Source organism: Kribbella sp. NPDC048837, assembly GCF_055586945.1.
This window is the reverse complement of the sequence record NZ_JBVJHF010000004.1, coordinates 526737-544206: the sequence shown is the minus strand read 5'-3', so window position 1 is coordinate 544206 and position 17470 is coordinate 526737. Positions and strand designations below refer to the sequence as shown.

13 protein-coding genes are annotated in these 17470 nt (G+C 67.8%); all 13 read left to right on the top strand.

Translation table 11 applies throughout. The features are described 5' to 3' along the window. The first annotated feature begins 21 nt into the window (after window positions 1-21). Window positions 22-1035 carry an MCE family protein gene (locus ACZ6O0_RS22745; RefSeq protein WP_465766945.1) on the top strand — a complete coding sequence of 338 codons (1014 nt, stop codon included), beginning with the start codon at window positions 22-24 and terminating at the stop codon, window positions 1033-1035. Next, window positions 1035-2222, top strand: coding sequence for an MCE family protein (locus tag ACZ6O0_RS22740; protein WP_465766944.1), 1188 nt, complete (start codon window positions 1035-1037; stop codon window positions 2220-2222). The genes ACZ6O0_RS22745 and ACZ6O0_RS22740 overlap by 1 nt, the downstream gene beginning before the upstream one ends. Continuing rightward, the gene (locus ACZ6O0_RS22735) at window positions 2219-3436 is read left to right on the top strand and encodes an MCE family protein (RefSeq protein ID WP_465766943.1); all 1218 of its coding nucleotides are present in this window, start codon (window positions 2219-2221) and stop codon (window positions 3434-3436) included. The genes ACZ6O0_RS22740 and ACZ6O0_RS22735 overlap by 4 nt, the downstream gene beginning before the upstream one ends. Beyond that, window positions 3433-4719, top strand: a complete 1287-nt coding sequence (locus ACZ6O0_RS22730) for an MCE family protein (protein ID WP_465766942.1) — start codon at window positions 3433-3435, stop codon at window positions 4717-4719. Before ACZ6O0_RS22735 ends, ACZ6O0_RS22730 begins: the two co-directional genes overlap by 4 nt. Beyond that, entirely contained in the window at window positions 4716-5207 is a 492-nt protein-coding gene (locus ACZ6O0_RS22725) for a hypothetical protein (protein WP_465766941.1), read from the top strand. Before ACZ6O0_RS22730 ends, ACZ6O0_RS22725 begins: the two co-directional genes overlap by 4 nt. Next, window positions 5174-5911: a hypothetical protein gene (locus tag ACZ6O0_RS22720; RefSeq protein WP_465766940.1), complete on the top strand. Its 738-nt coding sequence runs from the start codon at window positions 5174-5176 to the stop codon at window positions 5909-5911. The genes ACZ6O0_RS22725 and ACZ6O0_RS22720 overlap by 34 nt, the downstream gene beginning before the upstream one ends. A gap of 264 nt (window positions 5912-6175) precedes the next feature. Beyond that, entirely contained in the window at window positions 6176-9658 is a 3483-nt protein-coding gene (gene rpoB / locus ACZ6O0_RS22715) for a DNA-directed RNA polymerase subunit beta (RefSeq protein WP_465766939.1), read from the top strand. A gap of 68 nt (window positions 9659-9726) precedes the next feature. After that, window positions 9727-13587: a DNA-directed RNA polymerase subunit beta' gene (locus ACZ6O0_RS22710; protein ID WP_465766938.1), complete on the top strand. Its 3861-nt coding sequence runs from the start codon at window positions 9727-9729 to the stop codon at window positions 13585-13587. Between the two features lie 75 nt (window positions 13588-13662). Beyond that, window positions 13663-14073, top strand: coding sequence for a DUF1801 domain-containing protein (locus tag ACZ6O0_RS22705; RefSeq protein WP_465766937.1), 411 nt, complete (start codon window positions 13663-13665; stop codon window positions 14071-14073). 31 nt (window positions 14074-14104) lie between these two features. Beyond that, a complete protein-coding gene (locus ACZ6O0_RS22700; protein WP_465766936.1) occupies window positions 14105-15481 on the top strand; it encodes a nuclear transport factor 2 family protein in 1377 nt (458 codons plus the stop codon). Then, complete coding sequence (locus tag ACZ6O0_RS22695) at window positions 15474-16232, top strand: maleylpyruvate isomerase N-terminal domain-containing protein (RefSeq protein ID WP_465766935.1); 759 nt, start codon at window positions 15474-15476, stop codon at window positions 16230-16232. Before ACZ6O0_RS22700 ends, ACZ6O0_RS22695 begins: the two co-directional genes overlap by 8 nt. Before the next feature lie 280 nt (window positions 16233-16512). Next, on the top strand, window positions 16513-16887 hold the full coding sequence (gene rpsL, locus ACZ6O0_RS22690; RefSeq protein ID WP_328526112.1) for a 30S ribosomal protein S12: 375 nt from the start codon (window positions 16513-16515) through the stop codon (window positions 16885-16887). Beyond that, on the top strand, window positions 16887-17357 hold the full coding sequence (gene rpsG, locus ACZ6O0_RS22685) for a 30S ribosomal protein S7 (RefSeq protein WP_363687788.1): 471 nt from the start codon (window positions 16887-16889) through the stop codon (window positions 17355-17357). Before rpsL ends, rpsG begins: the two co-directional genes overlap by 1 nt. Window positions 17358-17470: the final 113 nt, after the last annotated feature.

The window sequence follows — 17470 nt, the reverse complement described above, 5'->3', positions numbered from 1 at the left end:
ACATCCGAGGGGGGTCACGCCGTGAAGCCTTTCCGCGAACAGAACCAGGTGACGATCGGTGTCGTCGGGCTGACGGTGATCGGGCTGATCATGCTGGCCGCGTTCAAGGCGCAGGACCTGCCGCTGATCGGCGGCGGGACGAAGTACTCGGCGCAGTTCTCCGAGGCCGGTGGGCTGAAGCCGAACGACGAGATCCGGGTGGCCGGCGTCCGGGTCGGGCAGGTCCGCAAGGTCGAGCTCGAGGGCACCCACGTCCGGGTCGACTTCGTGGTGGACAAGGGCGTGAAGCTCGGCGACCAGACCGGCGCCGAGATGAAGATCAAGACGCTGCTCGGCCAGAAGTACCTGAAGCTGGACCCGGCCGGCAGCGGCCGGCTCAAGCCCGGCTCGGAGATCCCACTGGCCCGGACGGTCTCGGCGTACGACGTGGTCGACGCGTTCTCGGATCTCGCCAACACGACCGAGCGGATCGACACCGCGCAGCTGGCCAAGGCGCTGGACACGCTGTCGGCGACGTTCAAGAACACCCCGGAAGAGGTGCAGGCGTCGCTCACCGGTCTGTCCCGGCTCTCCCAGAACGTGGCCAAACGTGACGAGCAGCTCAAGCTGCTGCTGCAGCACTCGAACGTGGTCACCAAGGTGCTTGCCGACCGCAACCAGCAGCTCATCAAGCTGATGAAGGACGGCAACACCGTGTTCCAGGCCGTGCAGGCCCGGCGGGCGCTGATCCACCAGCTGCTGGTGTCGACGCAGAAGCTGTCCGCGCAGATCACCGCGCTGGTCCGGGAGAACCGCAAGGACCTCGGCCCGACGCTGACCAAGGTGAACGCTGTACTCGCGGTTCTGCTGAAGAACCAGAACGACCTGGACGCGAGCATCCGCGGCCTGGCGCCGTTCGTCCGCGTCTTCACCAACACCCTCGGCACCGGCCCGTGGTTCGACACCTACGTGCAGAACCTGGTCCCGGTCCCGGAGATCCCGGCGCCGAAGGTCCCGATTCCCGGCCTGCCGCCGATCCTGGGAGGTGGCGGCTGATGAAGATCGCCTCGTTCTCCCGGTTGATCGCGATCGCGGTGGTCCTGGTGATCCTCGCGGTCAGCGTGGTGACGCTGTGGCCGAAACCCGATCGGGTCACGGCGACGGCGTACTTCCCGCGCGCGGTGTCGGTGTACCCGGGCTCCGACGTACGGATCCTCGGGATCAAGGTCGGCGAGGTGGAGAGCGTCACCCCGGCCGGGCGGACCGTGCGGGTGAAGTTCTGGTGGGAGGCCAAGCACAAGGTGCCGGCCGACGCCAAGGCCGTCATCGCGGCGCCGTCGATCGTCGCCGACCGGTACGTGCAGCTCACCCCGGCGTACTCCAAGGGCGACGTGATGGCCGACGGTGCCGAGATCCCGCTCGCCCGGACCGCCGTACCGCTGGAGCTCGACCAGATCTACCAGAGCCTGAACGACCTGTCCGTCGCCCTCGGCCCGAAGGGCGCGAACGACCAGGGCGCGCTGTCGCGGCTGCTGGACGTCTCGGCGAAGAACCTGAACGGTCAGGGCGCCAAGCTGAACCAGACCATCACCGACGTGTCCAAGCTGACCGGAACGCTCGCGGGCAACTCGCAGAGCCTGTTCAGCACGATCCGGCAGTTGCAGACGTTCGTGTCCGCACTCGCCGCGAACGACCAGTTGGTCCGGCAGTTCAACAACAACTTTGCCGCCACCTCGACCACGCTGGCCGGTGAGCGCAAGGACCTCGCGTCCGCGCTGTCGCTGCTGGCGACCGCGCTCGGCGAGGTCGCGACGTTCGTCAAGGACAACCGGGCGCTGGTGAAGACCACGGTCTCCAGCGCCAGTGAGCTGTCGCAGATCCTGGTCAAGGAGAAGGCGGCGATCGCCGAGGTGCTCGACACCGCGCCGCTCGGCCTGGGCAACCTGGCCCGCGTCTACAACCCGCAGTACGGAACGCTCGACCAGCGGATCAACTTGGCCCAGCTGGACGACCCGGCGAACTTCATCTGCTTCCTGCTCCGGCAGGCCAACCAGCCACTGTCGACCTGTTCGGCGCTGAAGCCGGTCCTGGACGCGCTGCCGAAGCTGCCGCTGCTGAGCCAGCTGACCGGCAGCGCCCCGGCCAGCGGCGGCCCGGCCGGTACTCCGTGGGCCCCGCTGCCCAAGGCGCCGCTGAGCAGCCCGGACCCGGTCGACCCGACGCTCGGGGGGCTGGTCAAGTGAGACGCCGTACGTCGTTCGTCGCCGGAGTGCTCGGGTTGGCGCTGTTGCTGACCGGGTGCGACTTCAGCGTGTACTCGTTGCCGCTGCCCGGTGGCGCGAAGATCAAAGGACCGTCGTACACGGTCACGGTCGAGTTCGCCGACGTCCTGGACCTGGTGCCGAAGTCGTCGGTGAAGGTGGACGACGTCACCGTCGGCACGGTCGAGAAGGTTTGGCTGGACGGGTACGTCGCCAAGGTCCGGATCAAGCTGCCGAAGAGCCTCGACCTGCCGGACAACACGCATGCGACGATCCGTCAGACCAGCCTGCTGGGCGAGAAGTTCGTGTCGCTGGCGCGCCCGACCGGGTCGGAGCAGCCCCGCGGCAAGCTGGACAACGGCGAGGTCATCCCGCTGTCGCGGACGACCAGCAACGTCGAGGTCGAGGAAGTCCTGTCGGCGCTCTCGCTGCTGCTGAACGGCGGCGGTGTGGCGCAACTGCAGATCATCACCCAGGAGCTGAACAAGGCGCTGACCGGCAACGAGCCGGCCATCCGCAGCGTGCTGACCCAGCTGAACACCTTCGTCGGCACCCTGGACCAGAACAAGGAGCGGATCGTCACCGCGATCACCGCGGTCGACGCGCTGGCCAAGAAGCTGAACGCGCAGAAGGCCACGCTGGCGACCGCGATCGACTCGCTGCCGACGTCGATCGCCACCCTGGACAAGCAGCGCGCGGCCCTGGTCAAGACGCTGCAGGCGCTGGCGACGCTGGGCAACACGGCGACCCGGGTGATCACCTCGGCCCAGAAGGACCTGGTCGCGAACCTGCAGTCGCTGTACCCGATCCTGACCAAGCTGGCCGAGGCGGGGGAGGACCTGCCGAAGTCGCTCGAACTGCTACTCACCTACCCGTTCCCGGACCAGGCCGCGAAGGCGGTCGGCGGGGACTTCACCAACCTGGGCATCACGCTCGACGTGAACACCCAGAAGGCCCTGCAGGGTCTGCTCGGGCTGAAGCTGCCGACGGCCGGGCCGTCGTCCATCCCGATCCCGCGGCTGAGCGTCCCGCTGCACAACCCGACCAGCGGCGGCCTGCCGTCGCTGCCGGTGCCGACCGGGACCGCGACGACCTGCATCACCCTGCTCGGGCTGCCGGTCTGTACGCCGAAGCTCAACCGGTCCGGGTTCGACCCAGACCTGGCCCGGGCCCTGATGCCGGGGGTGGCGCAGTGATCACCAGAACGGTCCGGATCCAGTTGATGGTGTTCCTGCTGATCACCGTCGTCGGTGTCGCCTTCGTGGGCGCGAAGTACGCCCAGGTCGACAAGCTGCTGTTCGACGAGGACTACACGGTCAGCGCCAGCTTCGCCGAGTCCGGCGGCATCTTCACCGGCGCCGAGGTGACGTACCGCGGCCAGCCGGTCGGCCGGGTCGGCCAGCTGAAGCTGCTGCCCGACGGCGTCGACGTGAACCTCGAGATCGACAGGAAGGTCAAGATCCCGAACGACCTGCTCGCCGTGGTGGCGAACCGGTCCGCGATCGGCGAGCAGTACGTCGACCTGCAGCCGCGCCGGGACACCGGGCCGTACCTGCAGGACAACTCCAGGATCGCCCGCCAGGACACCGCGATCCCGATCGACACCACCGAGCTGCTGCTGAACCTCGACCAGCTGGTGAACTCCGTCGACAAGGAGAGCCTGCAGACCACGGTGCGCGAGCTCGGGGCCGCGCTGAAGGGCCGGGGCACCGACCTGCAGCGGATCATCGACAGCTCCGGCAAGCTGATCGACGACGCCGACGCGAACGTGCTGCAGACGATCAAGCTGATCAACGACGGCGACACCGTGCTCGCCACCCAGGTGGCCAGCGGCGACGCGATCAAGACCTGGGCGAAGAACCTCGCGCTGCTGTCCGACACCCTGGTCAGCTCGGACGCGAACCTGCGCCAGGTGATCGACCAGGGCTCGGCCGCCTCGCAGCAGGTGACCGGCCTGATCGAGGACAACCGTGCGGACATCGCGGTGCTGCTGGGTAATCTGCTGACGGTGAGCGAGATGACCGCGGTCCGGCTGGACGCCGTCGAGCAGCTCTTCGTGGTGTATCCGGCGGTCGCGATGGGCGGGTACGTCGTCCCCGCGAAGAACGCCGACGGACACTACGACGCGCACTTCGGCCTGGTGCTCGGCTTCACCCCGCCCGCCTGCCGGGCCGGGTACGGCGGGACGACCAAGCGGATCCCGCAGGACACCTCGAACGTCGCGGCCAACAACAAGGCCGGCTGTACGGCGAACCCGGCCACCGGTGTGAATGTCCGCGGCGCGCAGAACAAGCCGTCCCCGTCGTCGCGCGACCTGAACCGGACCGGGTACGGCCTCGGCTACGACCCGGCCACCGGTGCCGCCGGCGGATCCGGCGGCGCGCCGGAGATCGTCCTCGGCTCGACCGGCGGGCAGGCCGACCTGCTCGGCAGCGACTCCTGGAAAGCCCTCATCCTCGGACCGGTGACCGGTAAGTGACTTCCAAGCGTGGCCCACTGATTCTGGCGTGGGCGCTCAGTGTTCTGCTCGTCATCGCCCTGGCCGGGGCGACGATCGCGGTCGTCGCCCTGCGCAAGCAGAGTGCGCAGGACTCCCAGCGGGAGGGCGCGATCAAGGCGGGACGGCAGTTGGCGCTCGACTTCACGACGTACGACTACAACACCTGGGACGCGGACTCGAAGCGGGTCCTGGACGACTCCACCGGGCAGTTCAAGCAGGAGTTCCAGGCCGGCATCGACTCGGTGAAGGCCGACGTACTCGCGAACAAGGCGACCTCCAAGGGCGACGTGAAGGAGGCCGCGGTGGTCTCGAACGACAAGGACTCGGCCGAGGTGCTGGTGATCGTGAACGCGGTGGTGACGAACACGGCCTCGACCGACGGGGTCGAGCGCCGCTACCGGATCAAGCTGGACATGGTCCGGGAGAAGGACCGATGGCTGACCGCCGACCTGCAGGTGGTGGGCTGATGCCGGAGCGCTCCCGCAACCGTCCCCGGATCGCCGGCCAGCGCCGCCCGGCCGGTACGGCGACCGACGTGACAACGAACGACACCGAAACCGCCGCCGAGGTCTCCGAGGAGATCCTGGAGACCCCCGCGGAGGATGTGACCCCAGCCACATCAGAGGCTCCCGAGGTCCCCGTCGAGAAGGTCCCGGAGACGTCGGTGGTTACGGACGGTGACGATAAGCGGGGTCTTGGGCGGCTGCTGACCGCGGCGCTCGGGGTGGCCGTCGTCCTGGTGCTGACCGTCGCGGTGGTGCTCGGGATCAAGGCATGGCAGGGCCAGCAGGCCGAGGACGCCCGTGACCAGGCTGCCGCGGCCGGGCGGAAGGCGGCCGAGACCGCGCTCAGCTACGACTACCGGACCCTCGACAAGAGCTTCGCCGCGGCGCGGGCGACGATGACCCCGGAGTTCGCCGGCAAGTTCGACGAGACCGCGAAGGTGGCCGGCGAGCTGGCCACCAAGACCAAGGCGACGGTGAAGGCCGACGTCCGCGAGGTCGGGGTCCGCGACGGCGACGCCGACCGGGTCACGCTGATCATCTTCGTGAACCAGACCACCACCAGCACGATCACGCAGGGTAAACCCCGGGTGGATCTCAACCGGACCCGGTTCACCATGGTCCGAAAGGACGGCCAATGGCTGGTCCAGGAGATCGCCGGACTGTAGTCTCTTTGTGACTCCGCACCAGGAGGGCGCCGGGAGGCTCGCGAGTGATCTACTCGCTGGAGACACCGGGTCGGTCCTTGACGGAAAGGGTGGTCCGAAGGCAAACTATCGGACCCCATTGGACAGGCTTGCCTGTATCGGGTAGCCTATTGCTTTGCGCTGCCTTTACTCCCACCTCGGCTTGAGTCTCGACTTGACTGGGGTGGCTTGGCCTGCGCTCCCAGCACCGAAGTGATTCTTTGCGAGCCCGTGGAAGGACGCCCCTTGGTCGCCTCGCGCAACCCCCAGTCCGACAGCATTTCCGACGTTTCCGGCTCCCGCCGCATCTCCTTCGCCAAGATTTCCGAGCCTCTCGAGGTTCCGGATCTGCTTGCGCTGCAGGTGGACAGTTTCGACTGGCTGGTCGGCAACGAAACGTGGCAGGCCCGTGTGGCTGCCGCCGAGGCCGAGGGGCGGACCGAACTGTCCGGCCCGTCCGGCCTGGAAGAGATTTTCGAGGAGATCTCCCCGATCGAGGACTTCAGCGGCACCATGTCGCTGTCGTTCCGCGACCACCGCTTCGAGCCTCCGAAGAACACGGTCGACGAGTGCAAGGAGCGGGACGTCACCTACTCCGCGCCGCTGTTCGTCACGGCCGAGTTCATGAACAACGAGACCGGTGAGATCAAGAGCCAGACCGTCTTCATGGGTGACTTCCCCCTGATGACGCGCAAGGGCACCTTCGTCATCAACGGCACCGAGCGCGTCGTGGTGTCCCAGCTCGTCCGCTCGCCCGGTGTGTACTTCGAGCGCACCCCGGACAAGACGTCGGACAAGGACATCTTCACCGCCAAGATCATCCCGTCGCGTGGCGCGTGGCTGGAGTTCGAGGTGGACAAGCGCGACATGGTCGGCGTCCGCCTCGACCGCAAGCGCAAGCAGAACGTCACCGTGCTGCTGAAGGCGCTCGGCTGGACCGACGCGCAGATCCTGGAGGAGTTCGGCGACTACGAGTCGATCCGGCTGACCCTGGAGAAGGACCACACCTCCGGGCAGGACGACGCGCTGCTGGACATCTACCGCAAGCTGCGCCCGGGCGAGCCGCCGACGCGCGAGGCCGCGCAGGCGCTGCTGGACAACTACTACTTCAACGGCAAGCGCTACGACCTGGCCAAGGTCGGCCGCTACAAGATCAACAAGAAGCTCGGCCGCGACGAGGCGCACGACACCGCGGTGCTGACGATCGACGACATCGTCGCCACGATCAAGTACCTGGTGGCCCTGCACGAAGGCAAGACCGAGCTGCCCGCACCGACCGGTGAGGTCGTGGTCGAGGAAGACGACATCGACCACTTCGGCAACCGCCGGCTGCGGACCGTCGGCGAGCTGATCCAGAACCAGCTGCGCACCGGCCTGGCCCGGATGGAGCGCGTGGTCCGGGAGCGGATGACGACCCAGGACGTCGAGGCGATCACGCCGCAGACCCTGATCAACATCCGTCCGGTGGTGGCGGCGCTGAAGGAGTTCTTCGGCACCTCCCAGCTGTCGCAGTTCATGGACCAGACCAACCCGATCGCGGGTCTGACCCACAAGCGCCGCCTGTCGGCTCTTGGTCCGGGTGGTCTGTCCCGGGAGCGGGCCGGCTTCGAGGTCCGCGACGTGCACCCGTCCCACTACGGCCGGATGTGCCCGATCGAGACCCCGGAAGGCCCGAACATCGGTCTGATCGGCTCGCTCGCGACGTACGGCCGGGTGAACCCGTTCGGCTTCGTCGAGACGCCGTACCGCAAGGTCGTCGACGGCCAGGTCACCGACCAGGTGGACTACCTGACCGCGGACGAGGAGGACCGGTTCGTCATCGCGCAGGCCAACGCGGCGCTGACCGATGACGACAAGTTCGCCGAGGACCGGGTGCTGGTTCGCCGGCGCCACGGTGAGGTCGAGCTCGTGCTGGTCGACGACGTGGACTACATGGACGTCTCGCCGCGCCAGATGGTGTCGGTCGCGACGGCGATGATCCCGTTCCTCGAGCACGACGACGCCAACCGCGCCCTGATGGGCTCCAACATGCAGCGCCAGGCCGTTCCGCTGATCACCGCGGACGCCCCCCTGGTCGGTACCGGCATGGAGTTCCGCGGTGCGGTCGACGCCGGTGACGTGGTGGTGGCCGACAAGGCCGGCGTCATCAAGGAGGTGTCGGCCGACCTGATCGAGGTCGCCGCCGACGACGGCACGTACCAGACCTACCGGCTGGCCAAGTTCCGCCGCTCGAACCAGGGCACCTGCATCAACCAGCGTCCGCTGGTCGACGCCGGGCAGCGGGTCGAGGTCGGCTCGCCGCTGGCCGACGGTCCGTGCACCGACGAGGGCGAGATGGCCCTCGGCCGGAACATGCTGGTCGCGTTCATGCCGTGGGAAGGCCACAACTACGAGGACGCGATCATCCTCTCCCAGCGCGTCGTGCAGCAGGACCTGCTGACCTCGATCCACATCGAGGAGCACGAGGTCGACGCCCGCGACACCAAGCTGGGTCCGGAGGAGATCACCCGGGACATCCCGAACGTCTCCGACGAGATGCTGGCCGACCTCGACGAGCGGGGCATCATCCGGATCGGCGCCGAGGTCACCACCGGTGACATCCTGGTCGGCAAGGTCACCCCCAAGGGCGAGACCGAGCTGACCCCGGAGGAGCGGCTGCTGCGCGCGATCTTCGGTGAGAAGGCCCGTGAGGTCCGCGACACCTCGCTGAAGGTGCCGCACGGCGAGGAGGGCACCGTCATCGGTGTCCGCGTCTTCGACCGCGACAACGGCGACGAGCTGCCGCCGGGTGTCAACCAGCTGGTCCGGGTGTACGTCGCCCAGAAGCGGAAGATCTCGGTCGGCGACAAGCTGGCCGGACGCCACGGCAACAAGGGCGTCATCTCGAAGATCCTGCCGGTCGAGGACATGCCGTTCCTCGAGGACGGCACCCAGGTCGACATCATCCTGAACCCGCTGGGCGTGCCCGGCCGGATGAACGTCGGTCAGGTGCTGGAGACCCACCTGGGCTGGATCGCGAGCCGCGGCTGGAAGGTCGACCCGGACAACAAGGAAGAGTGGGCCCAGCGGCTGATCAAGATCGGCGCCGGCGAGGCCGAGCCGTTCACGAACGTCGCCACCCCGGTCTTCGACGGTGCGAAGGAGGAGGAGGTCACCGGCCTGCTCTCCTCGACGCTGCCGAACCGCGACGGTGTCCGGATGGTCGACGGATCGGGCAAGGCCCGGCTGTTCGACGGCCGTTCGGGTGAGCCGTTCCCGGAGCCGGTCGGTGTCGGCTACATGTACATGCTGAAGCTGCACCACCTGGTCGATGACAAGATCCACGCACGGTCGACCGGTCCGTACTCGATGATCACCCAGCAGCCGCTGGGTGGTAAGGCCCAGTTCGGTGGCCAGCGGTTCGGCGAGATGGAGGTGTGGGCCCTCGAGGCCTACGGTGCCGCCTTCGCGCTGCAGGAGCTGCTGACCATCAAGTCCGACGACGTCGTCGGGCGGGTCAAGGTGTACGAGGCGATCGTCAAGGGCGAGAACATCCCGGAGCCGGGTATCCCGGAGTCCTTCAAGGTTCTGGTCAAGGAAATGCAGTCCCTGTGTCTGAACGTGGAGGTGCTCTCGTCCGACGGAAGCCGGGTCGAGATGCGCGACAGCGAGGAGGACGTCTTCCGTGCCGCGGAGGAACTGGGCATCGACCTGTCCCGGCGGGAGCCGAACAGCGTCGAGGAGGTCTGAGCGGGTTGCCGCTTGAGATCAACAACCAACTCACTCAGACCATTTTTAGCAACGGGAGATAACACATCGTGCTCGACGTGAACTTCTTCGACGAGCTTCGGATCGGACTGGCGACCGCGGATGAGATCCGCCAGTGGTCGCACGGCGAGGTCAAGAAGCCCGAGACGATCAACTACCGGACGCTCAAGCCCGAGCGTGACGGTCTCTTCTGCGAGAAGATCTTCGGTCCCACCCGGGACTGGGAGTGCTACTGCGGCAAGTACAAGCGCGTTCGCTTCAAGGGCATCATCTGCGAGCGGTGTGGCGTCGAGGTCACCCGCTCCAAGGTGCGCCGCGAGCGGATGGGCCACATCGAGCTGGCCGCGCCGGTCACCCACATCTGGTACTTCAAGGGTGTCCCGTCGCGACTCGGCTACCTGCTCGACCTCGCCCCGAAGGACCTGGAGAAGGTCATCTACTTCGCGGCGTACATGATCACCGACGTCGACGACGAGGCGCGGCACCGCGACCTCTCGTCGTTGGAGGGCCGGACCGACGTCGAGCGCAAGCAGCTCGAGAACCGGCGCGACAACGACATCGAGACCCGGATGAAGAAGCTCGAGGAGGACCTGGCGCAGCTCGAGGCCGAGGGCGCCAAGGCCGATGTCCGCCGCAAGGTGAAGGAAGGCGCCGAGCGTGAGGTCAAGCAGCTGCGCGACCGTGCGCAGCGCGAGATCGACCGCCTCGACGAGGTCTGGACCCGGTTCAAGAACCTGAAGGTCCAGGACCTGGAGGGCGACGAGATCCTCTACCGCGCCATGAAGGAGCGGTTCGGCAAGTACTTCGAGGGCGCCATGGGTGCCGCCGCGATCCAGCGCCGGCTGGAGACCTTCGACCTGAAGGCCGAGGCGGACAACCTGCGCGAGACGATCAAGACCGGTAAGGGCCAGCGCAAGACCCGCGCCCTGAAGCGGCTCAAGGTCGTCACCGCGTTCCTGGCGACCAACAACAGCCCGATGGGCATGGTGCTCGACTGCGTCCCGGTGATCCCGCCGGACCTGCGGCCGATGGTCCAGCTCGACGGCGGCCGGTTCGCCACCTCGGACCTGAACGACCTGTACCGCCGGGTGATCAACCGGAACAACCGGCTCAAGCGACTGCTCGACCTGGGCGCGCCGGAGATCATCGTCAACAACGAGAAGCGGATGCTGCAGGAGGCCGTCGACGCGCTGTTCGACAACGGCCGCCGTGGCCGTCCGGTCACCGGCCCGGGCAACCGGCCGCTGAAGTCGCTGTCCGACATGCTCAAGGGCAAGCAGGGCCGGTTCCGTCAGAACCTGCTCGGCAAGCGCGTCGACTACTCCGGTCGTTCGGTGATCGTCGTCGGCCCGCAGCTCAAGCTGCACCAGTGCGGTCTGCCGAAGGCGATGGCGCTGGAGCTGTTCAAGCCGTTCGTGATGAAGCGGCTGGTCGACCTCAACCACGCGCAGAACATCAAGTCCGCCAAGCGGATGGTCGAGCGTCAGCGCGCCCAGGTCTGGGACGTGCTGGAAGAGGTCATCACCGAGCACCCGGTCCTGCTCAACCGTGCACCAACCCTGCACCGGCTGGGTATCCAGGCGTTCGAGCCGCAGCTGATCGAGGGCAAGGCGATCCAGATCCACCCGCTCGTCTGCTCCGCGTTCAACGCGGACTTCGACGGTGACCAGATGGCGGTGCACCTGCCGCTGTCGGCCGAGGCGCAGGCCGAGGCCCGGATCCTGATGCTGTCGACCAACAACATCCTGAAGCCGGCCGACGGCCGGCCGGTCACGATGCCGACGCAGGACATGATCATCGGCATCTACTTCCTGACCATGCTGAAGGACGGCGCGCTGGGCGAGGGCCGGGCGTTCAGCTCGGTGGCCGAGGCGCTGATGGCGTTCGACCGCAACGAGCTGTCGCTGCAGGCCAAGATCACGCTGCGTCTGGACGAGTCCGGCGTACCGGCCGGTGCCACCGAGCGGCCGGACGGCGGCTTCGCGCTGGAGACCACGCTGGGCCGGGCGCTGTTCAACGAGGCGCTGCCGACGGACTACCCGTTCGTCGACGTCGAGGTCGGCAAGAAGCAGCTGGGCGGGATCGTCAACGACCTGGCCGAGCGGTACTCCAAGGTCGAGGTCGCCAACGCCCTCGACGCGCTGAAGGACCTCGGTTTCCGCTGGGCCACCCGCTCGGGTGTCACGGTGTCGATCGACGACTTCAGCACGCCGCCGTCCAAGCCGGAGATCATGGCCCGGTACGAGTCGCAGGCCGAGAAGGTCCAGAAGCAGTTCGAGCGGGGTCTGATCACCTCGTCCGAGCGGCGGCAGGAGCTGATCGAGATCTGGACCGGCGCCAACGCCGAGGTCGGCAAGGCCATGGAGGAGAACTTCGAGAAGGCCAACCCGATCTGGATGATGGTCCACTCGGGTGCCCGGGGCAACATGATGCAGATCCGGCAGATCGCCGGTATGCGTGGCCTGGTGGCCAACCCGAAGGGTGAGATCATCGCCCGGCCGATCAAGTCCAACTTCCGTGAGGGTCTGTCGGTGGTCGAGTACTTCATCGCCACCCACGGTGCCCGGAAGGGTCTGGCCGACACCGCGCTGCGGACCGCCGACTCGGGCTACCTGACCCGTCGTCTGGTGGATGTCTCGCAGGACGTGATCATCCGCGAGGAGGACTGCGGCACCGAGCGGGGCCTGCCGAAGAAGATCGGCGAGAAGGACCCGTCGGGCAAGGTCGTGCACGCCGAGAACGTGGAGACCAGCGCCTACGCACGGACGCTGGCCACCGACGTGACCGGCGCCGACGGCACCGTCGTCCTGACGGCCGGCAGCGACCTGGGCGACGTCTCGATCGCCAAGCTGGTCGAGGCCGGGGTCGAGGAGGTCAAGGTCCGCTCCGTGCTGACCTGTGACGCCAAGACCGGGACCTGCGCGAAGTGCTACGGCCGTTCGCTGGCGACCGGCAAGCCGGTCGACATCGGCGAGGCGGTCGGCATCATCGCGGCCCAGTCCATCGGTGAGCCGGGTACGCAGCTGACGATGCGGACCTTCCACACCGGTGGTGTCGCGGGTGATGACATCACCCACGGTCTGCCGCGTGTGGTCGAGCTCTTCGAGGCCCGCCAGCCCAAGGGCAAGGCGCCGATCTCGGAGGCCGCCGGCCGGATCTCGATCGAGGACACCGACAAGACCCGGAAGCTGGTGCTCACCCCGGACGACGGTTCCGAGGAGGTCGCCTACCCGGTGTCGAAGCGTGGCCGCCTGCTGATCGAGGAAGGTCAGCACGTCGAGGTCGGTCAGCAGCTGACGCAGGGTACGCCGGACCCGCAGGAGGTTCTGCGGATCCTGGGTGTCCGCAAGGCGCAGGAGCACCTGGTGGACGAGGTCCAGGAGGTGTACCGGTCGCAGGGTGTGGCCATCCACGACAAGCACATCGAGATCATCGTCCGGCAGATGCTGCGCCGGGTCACGGTGATCGAGTCGGGCGACGCCCAGCTGCTGCCGGGTGAGCTCGCGGACCGGATCACCTTCGAGGCGGAGAACCGTCGCGTGGTGGCCGAGGGCGGTACGCCGGCCTCCGGTCGTCCGGTGCTGATGGGGATCACCAAGGCCTCGCTGGCGACCGAGTCGTGGCTGTCGGCCGCCTCCTTCCAGGAGACGACCCGCGTCCTCACCGAGGCCGCGATCCACGGCAAGTCCGACTCGCTGGTCGGTCTGAAGGAGAACGTCATCATCGGAAAGCTGATCCCGGCGGGTACCGGCATGGACCGTTACCGCAACATCCGGGTGGAGCCCACCGAGGAGGCGAAGGCCGCGATGTACTCGATGGTCGGCTACGAGTCGTACGACTACGACTTCGGCCCGTCCACCGGTCAGTCGGTCCCGCTCGACGACTTCGACCTCGGTTCCTACCAGAACTGATTCGAGTCACTCCGCCGAGGGCGGCACTCCCACCAGGGGGTGCCGCCCTCGCGGCGTTCCGGGGCAAGATGACCCATGGCCGAGAACAAGACGCAGAAGACGGACGCATCCGTCGACGACTATCTGGCCGGCATCCCGGGCGGCCGCGGCTCGGACGCCCGCGAGCTCAACGAACTGCTGACCGGGGTGACCGGTCGCGAACCGGCGATGTGGGGTCCGTCGATCGTCGGTTTCGGCGACCGGCACCTGGTCTACGAGAGCGGTCGCGAACTCGACTGGTTCGAGGTCGGGTTCGCTGCCCGCAAGCAGGCTCTGACGCTCTATCTGGCGAGCGGTTTCGACGGGTACGACGAGTTGCTCGGCAAGCTCGGGCCGCATACGACGAGCGTGGGGTGCCTGTACGTCAAACGCTTGTCTGACGTGGATTCCGGCGTATTGGCGGATCTCGTCCGCCGGTCTGTGCAAGACACTCGGGGTGGCGGCTGAAAGTGTCCGGCGGATAGGCCAAGATTGGTCCATGACGGATCTCCCGGCCTACCTGCGGCCTTTCGTCCTGGGAGTTTTGGACGGACCCGACGTGCGGGTGGACCGGCTCGGGGAGATCGACTTCTACCGCCCGGCCGGAACTGCCCGGACCGGCGCGATCCTGTTCGTGCACGGGGGTCCTGGACCTGCCGGCCTCGAGGTGATGCCTCGGGACTGGCCGGTGTACCGGGGCTACGCGACCGCAGCCGCCAGGCGAGGCCTGGTGGCCGCTGTCGTCGACCACAGCCTGATCCACGGCCTCGACCGGTTGGTCACCGCCGCGGACGAGGTGGAGGCCGCGGTCGGCGTCCTGCGTTCCGATCCACGCGTCGACCCCGATCGGGTCGGTCTGTGGTTCTTCTCCGGTGCCGGCCTGCTGGCGGGGGAGTGGCTGGACAGCCGCCCCGACTGGCTGCGCCTGGTCGCCCTGACCTACCCCCTGCTCGTCACCCCGCCCGGTGTCGACGATTTGGTCAACGCTGCCGAAGTGATCGGCAAACACAAGGACCTGCCGGTGCTACTGACCAGGGTCGGGCTCGAGCGTGCGGAACTCGCCGGCCCGGTCGCGGAGTTCGTCTCCGCCGGTGGCACCGCGCTGGACATCATCGACGTACCGAAAGGGCACCACGGGTTCGACATGCTCGACCACACCGAAGAATCACGCGCCGCCGTCACCAAGGCCCTGGACTGGGCGATCGCCCACCTGGGCGAGGAACCGGACGGCCAGGACCAGCTCCTCGTCCCGCCACCCAAAGCCAGGACCACCTCCCGGACGCCGGCCGCCGCGAAGCCGGCCGTGAGACGAGCCAAGGCACCCGCTGAACCCGCCAGTCGGCCGGCGCCCACCACCGCCGCCAAGGCCGCCTCTCCTGCCACGCCCACGACTCCGACGCTGCCGGTCTCCACCCCGGCCGCGACTCCGACGACTCCCGCGGTGACGCCGACGCCGGCTGCTCCCGCCGTGACCTCGACGACGGCTGCTCCCGTGCCGACCCCGACGCCGCTGGCCGACCTGGGGGTCGCCACGGTGGCTGCCGTCACCGCGGACACCCCGGCCGCGCGGGTGATCGGCCGCGAGCACGCCGCGTACGCCGCCCACGACCTGGAGGCGTTCCTGGCGACGTACTCGCCGACCGCCCGGATCCTGCTCGCGGACGGCACCGAGCTGAAGGGCCGCCGGTTCCTGCGCGAGCACTACCGGCCCCGGTTCGACGCCGGACGCGCCAAGACCGAGGTGGTGCAGAAGCTGATGCTCGGCGAGTGGGTGGTCGAGCATCTGCTCGCCTACGACTCCGGTGAGCCGGTCGCGCAGTTGGCGCTGTACCGGGTCACCGACGGTCTGATCACCGACGTCGAGTTCCGTGCCTGAACCGATCGACCATCTGGCCGGGTTCGAGCGGGCGGCCGCGGAACTCGCGGCCGTCCTCGACCGGGTCGACCCGGCCACCGCGGTGCCCAACTGCCCCGGCTGGACGCTGGCCGACCTGGCCTTGCACATCGGCGAGGGCCAGCGCTGGGCCGCGTCGATCGTGCTGAGCGGCGTCTTCCAGAAGCGTCCGGAGGTCCTGCGGACGACGATCTCGTGGGCCGACTGGTATGCCGGTACGACCGCCGCGCTGGCTGCCGCCCTCCGGGCCGTCGATCCGGACGAGCCGTGCTGGAACTTCGCACCCGTCGACCAGCGCGCTGGATTCTGGTCCCGCCGGCGCATGCATGAGACGGTCATCCATCTCGTGGACGCCGTCCAGGCCGAGGCCGCACCGGACCAGCGGGCCGCCAGTGGTCTTGCCGTCGTACCTGCTGCGATCGGGGCCGACGGGGTGGACGAGGTGCTCGGGGTGTTCCTGCCCCGGATGCTGGCCCGCGGGGCCGAGCCGGCGGTGACCCGGCAGGTCGGGATCCGGGCGACCGACACCGGTGACGCATGGACGCTGACGCCTGTGCCAGAAGGGGATCGGCCTCGGGTCGACCACGGGAAGGCGGCCGGTGAGGCGATCGTCTCGGGCACCGCCGCGGAGCTGGACCTGTGCCTCTGGAAGCGCTTGCCCGCGGACGTCCTGGCGGTCGAGGGAGACCCGACGGTGGCAGCCGCTTTCCTGGCCGGTAAGACCACTCCCTAGACCCTGTAGACTGAAGAAGCGGAAAGGCCTCTGTGCCGGTCGGTTACTCATTTTGACCGTGCTTGAGGCAGCCGCTAGTCTTAACGATCGTGCCCGGGTCATCCTGGGCCGTCATGCGTGCCCCTCGTCGAACCGGGTCTGCGCGCGTGGCACGGGACTCCTGCCGACAGTCTGGAAGATTACGGCTTCGGTACGCCCGTGCGCACGCGACACACCCGACCGCGGGGGTCAGGCAAGCAACAGCAGAGAGATAGCCGGACGACAGAAAGAGACCTACGCGGTGCCCACCATTCAGCAGCTGGTCCGCAAGGGCCGCCAGGACAAGGTGTCCAAGAACAAGACGCCCGCCCTGAAGGGTTCCCCTCAGCGTCGCGGTGTGTGCACGCGCGTCTACACGACCACACCGAAGAAGCCGAACTCGGCCCTTCGGAAGGTCGCGCGTGTCCGCCTGACCAGCGGCATCGAGGTCACCGCGTACATCCCCGGTGTCGGCCACAACCTGCAGGAGCACTCGATCGTGCTCGTGCGTGGCGGTCGTGTGAAGGACCTCCCGGGTGTCCGGTACAAGATCATCCGCGGTTCGCTCGACACCCAGGGTGTGAAGAACCGGAAGCAGGCGCGCAGCCACTACGGCGCGAAGAAGGAGAAGAGCTAATGCCGCGCAAGGGTCCGGCCCCGAAGCGCCCGGTCATCATCGACCCGGTCTACAGTTCGCCGCTCGTCACCCAGTTGATCTCCAAGATCCTGGTCGACGGCAAGAAGCAGATCGCGCAGAGCATCGTCTACAACGCGCTCGAGGGCACCCGCACCAAGACCGGCACCGACCCGGTGATCACGCTGAAGCGTGCGCTGGACAACGTGAAGCCGAGCATCGAGGTGAAGAGCCGCCGCGTCGGTGGCGCCACCTACCAGGTGCCGATCGAGGTCAAGCCGGGCCGGTCCACCACGCTGGCACTGCGCTGGCTGACGTCGTACTCCCGCGCCCGCCGCGAGAAGACGATGGCCGAGCGCCTGATGAACGAGATCCTGGACGCCTCCAACGGCCTGGGAGCCTCGGTCAAGCGCCGCGAGGACACGCACAAGATGGCCGAAGCCAACAAGGCTTTCGCCCACTACCGCTGGTGATCCGGGGTCCGCTCCGGACCCCAGTCACCACCCTTTGACGCAGTACAGAATCGAGAGGTAGACCACCGAGGTGGCCGTACAAATCACCACCGACCTGGCCAAGGTCCGCAACA

Excerpts from the sequence above, each read along its gene's own strand:
- ACZ6O0_RS22700 (WP_465766936.1), top strand. The coding sequence starts at position 14,105 with ATGACGGATCTCCCGGCCTACCTGCGGCCTTTCGTCCTGGGAGTTTTG.
- ACZ6O0_RS22740 (WP_465766944.1), top strand. The coding sequence starts at position 1,035 with ATGAAGATCGCCTCGTTCTCCCGGTTGATCGCGATCGCGGTGGTCCTG.
- rpsG (WP_363687788.1), top strand. The coding sequence starts at position 16,887 with ATGCCGCGCAAGGGTCCGGCCCCGAAGCGCCCGGTCATCATCGACCCG.
- ACZ6O0_RS22720 (WP_465766940.1), top strand. The coding sequence starts at position 5,174 with ATGGCTGACCGCCGACCTGCAGGTGGTGGGCTGATGCCGGAGCGCTCC.
- ACZ6O0_RS22705 (WP_465766937.1), top strand. The coding sequence starts at position 13,663 with ATGGCCGAGAACAAGACGCAGAAGACGGACGCATCCGTCGACGACTAT.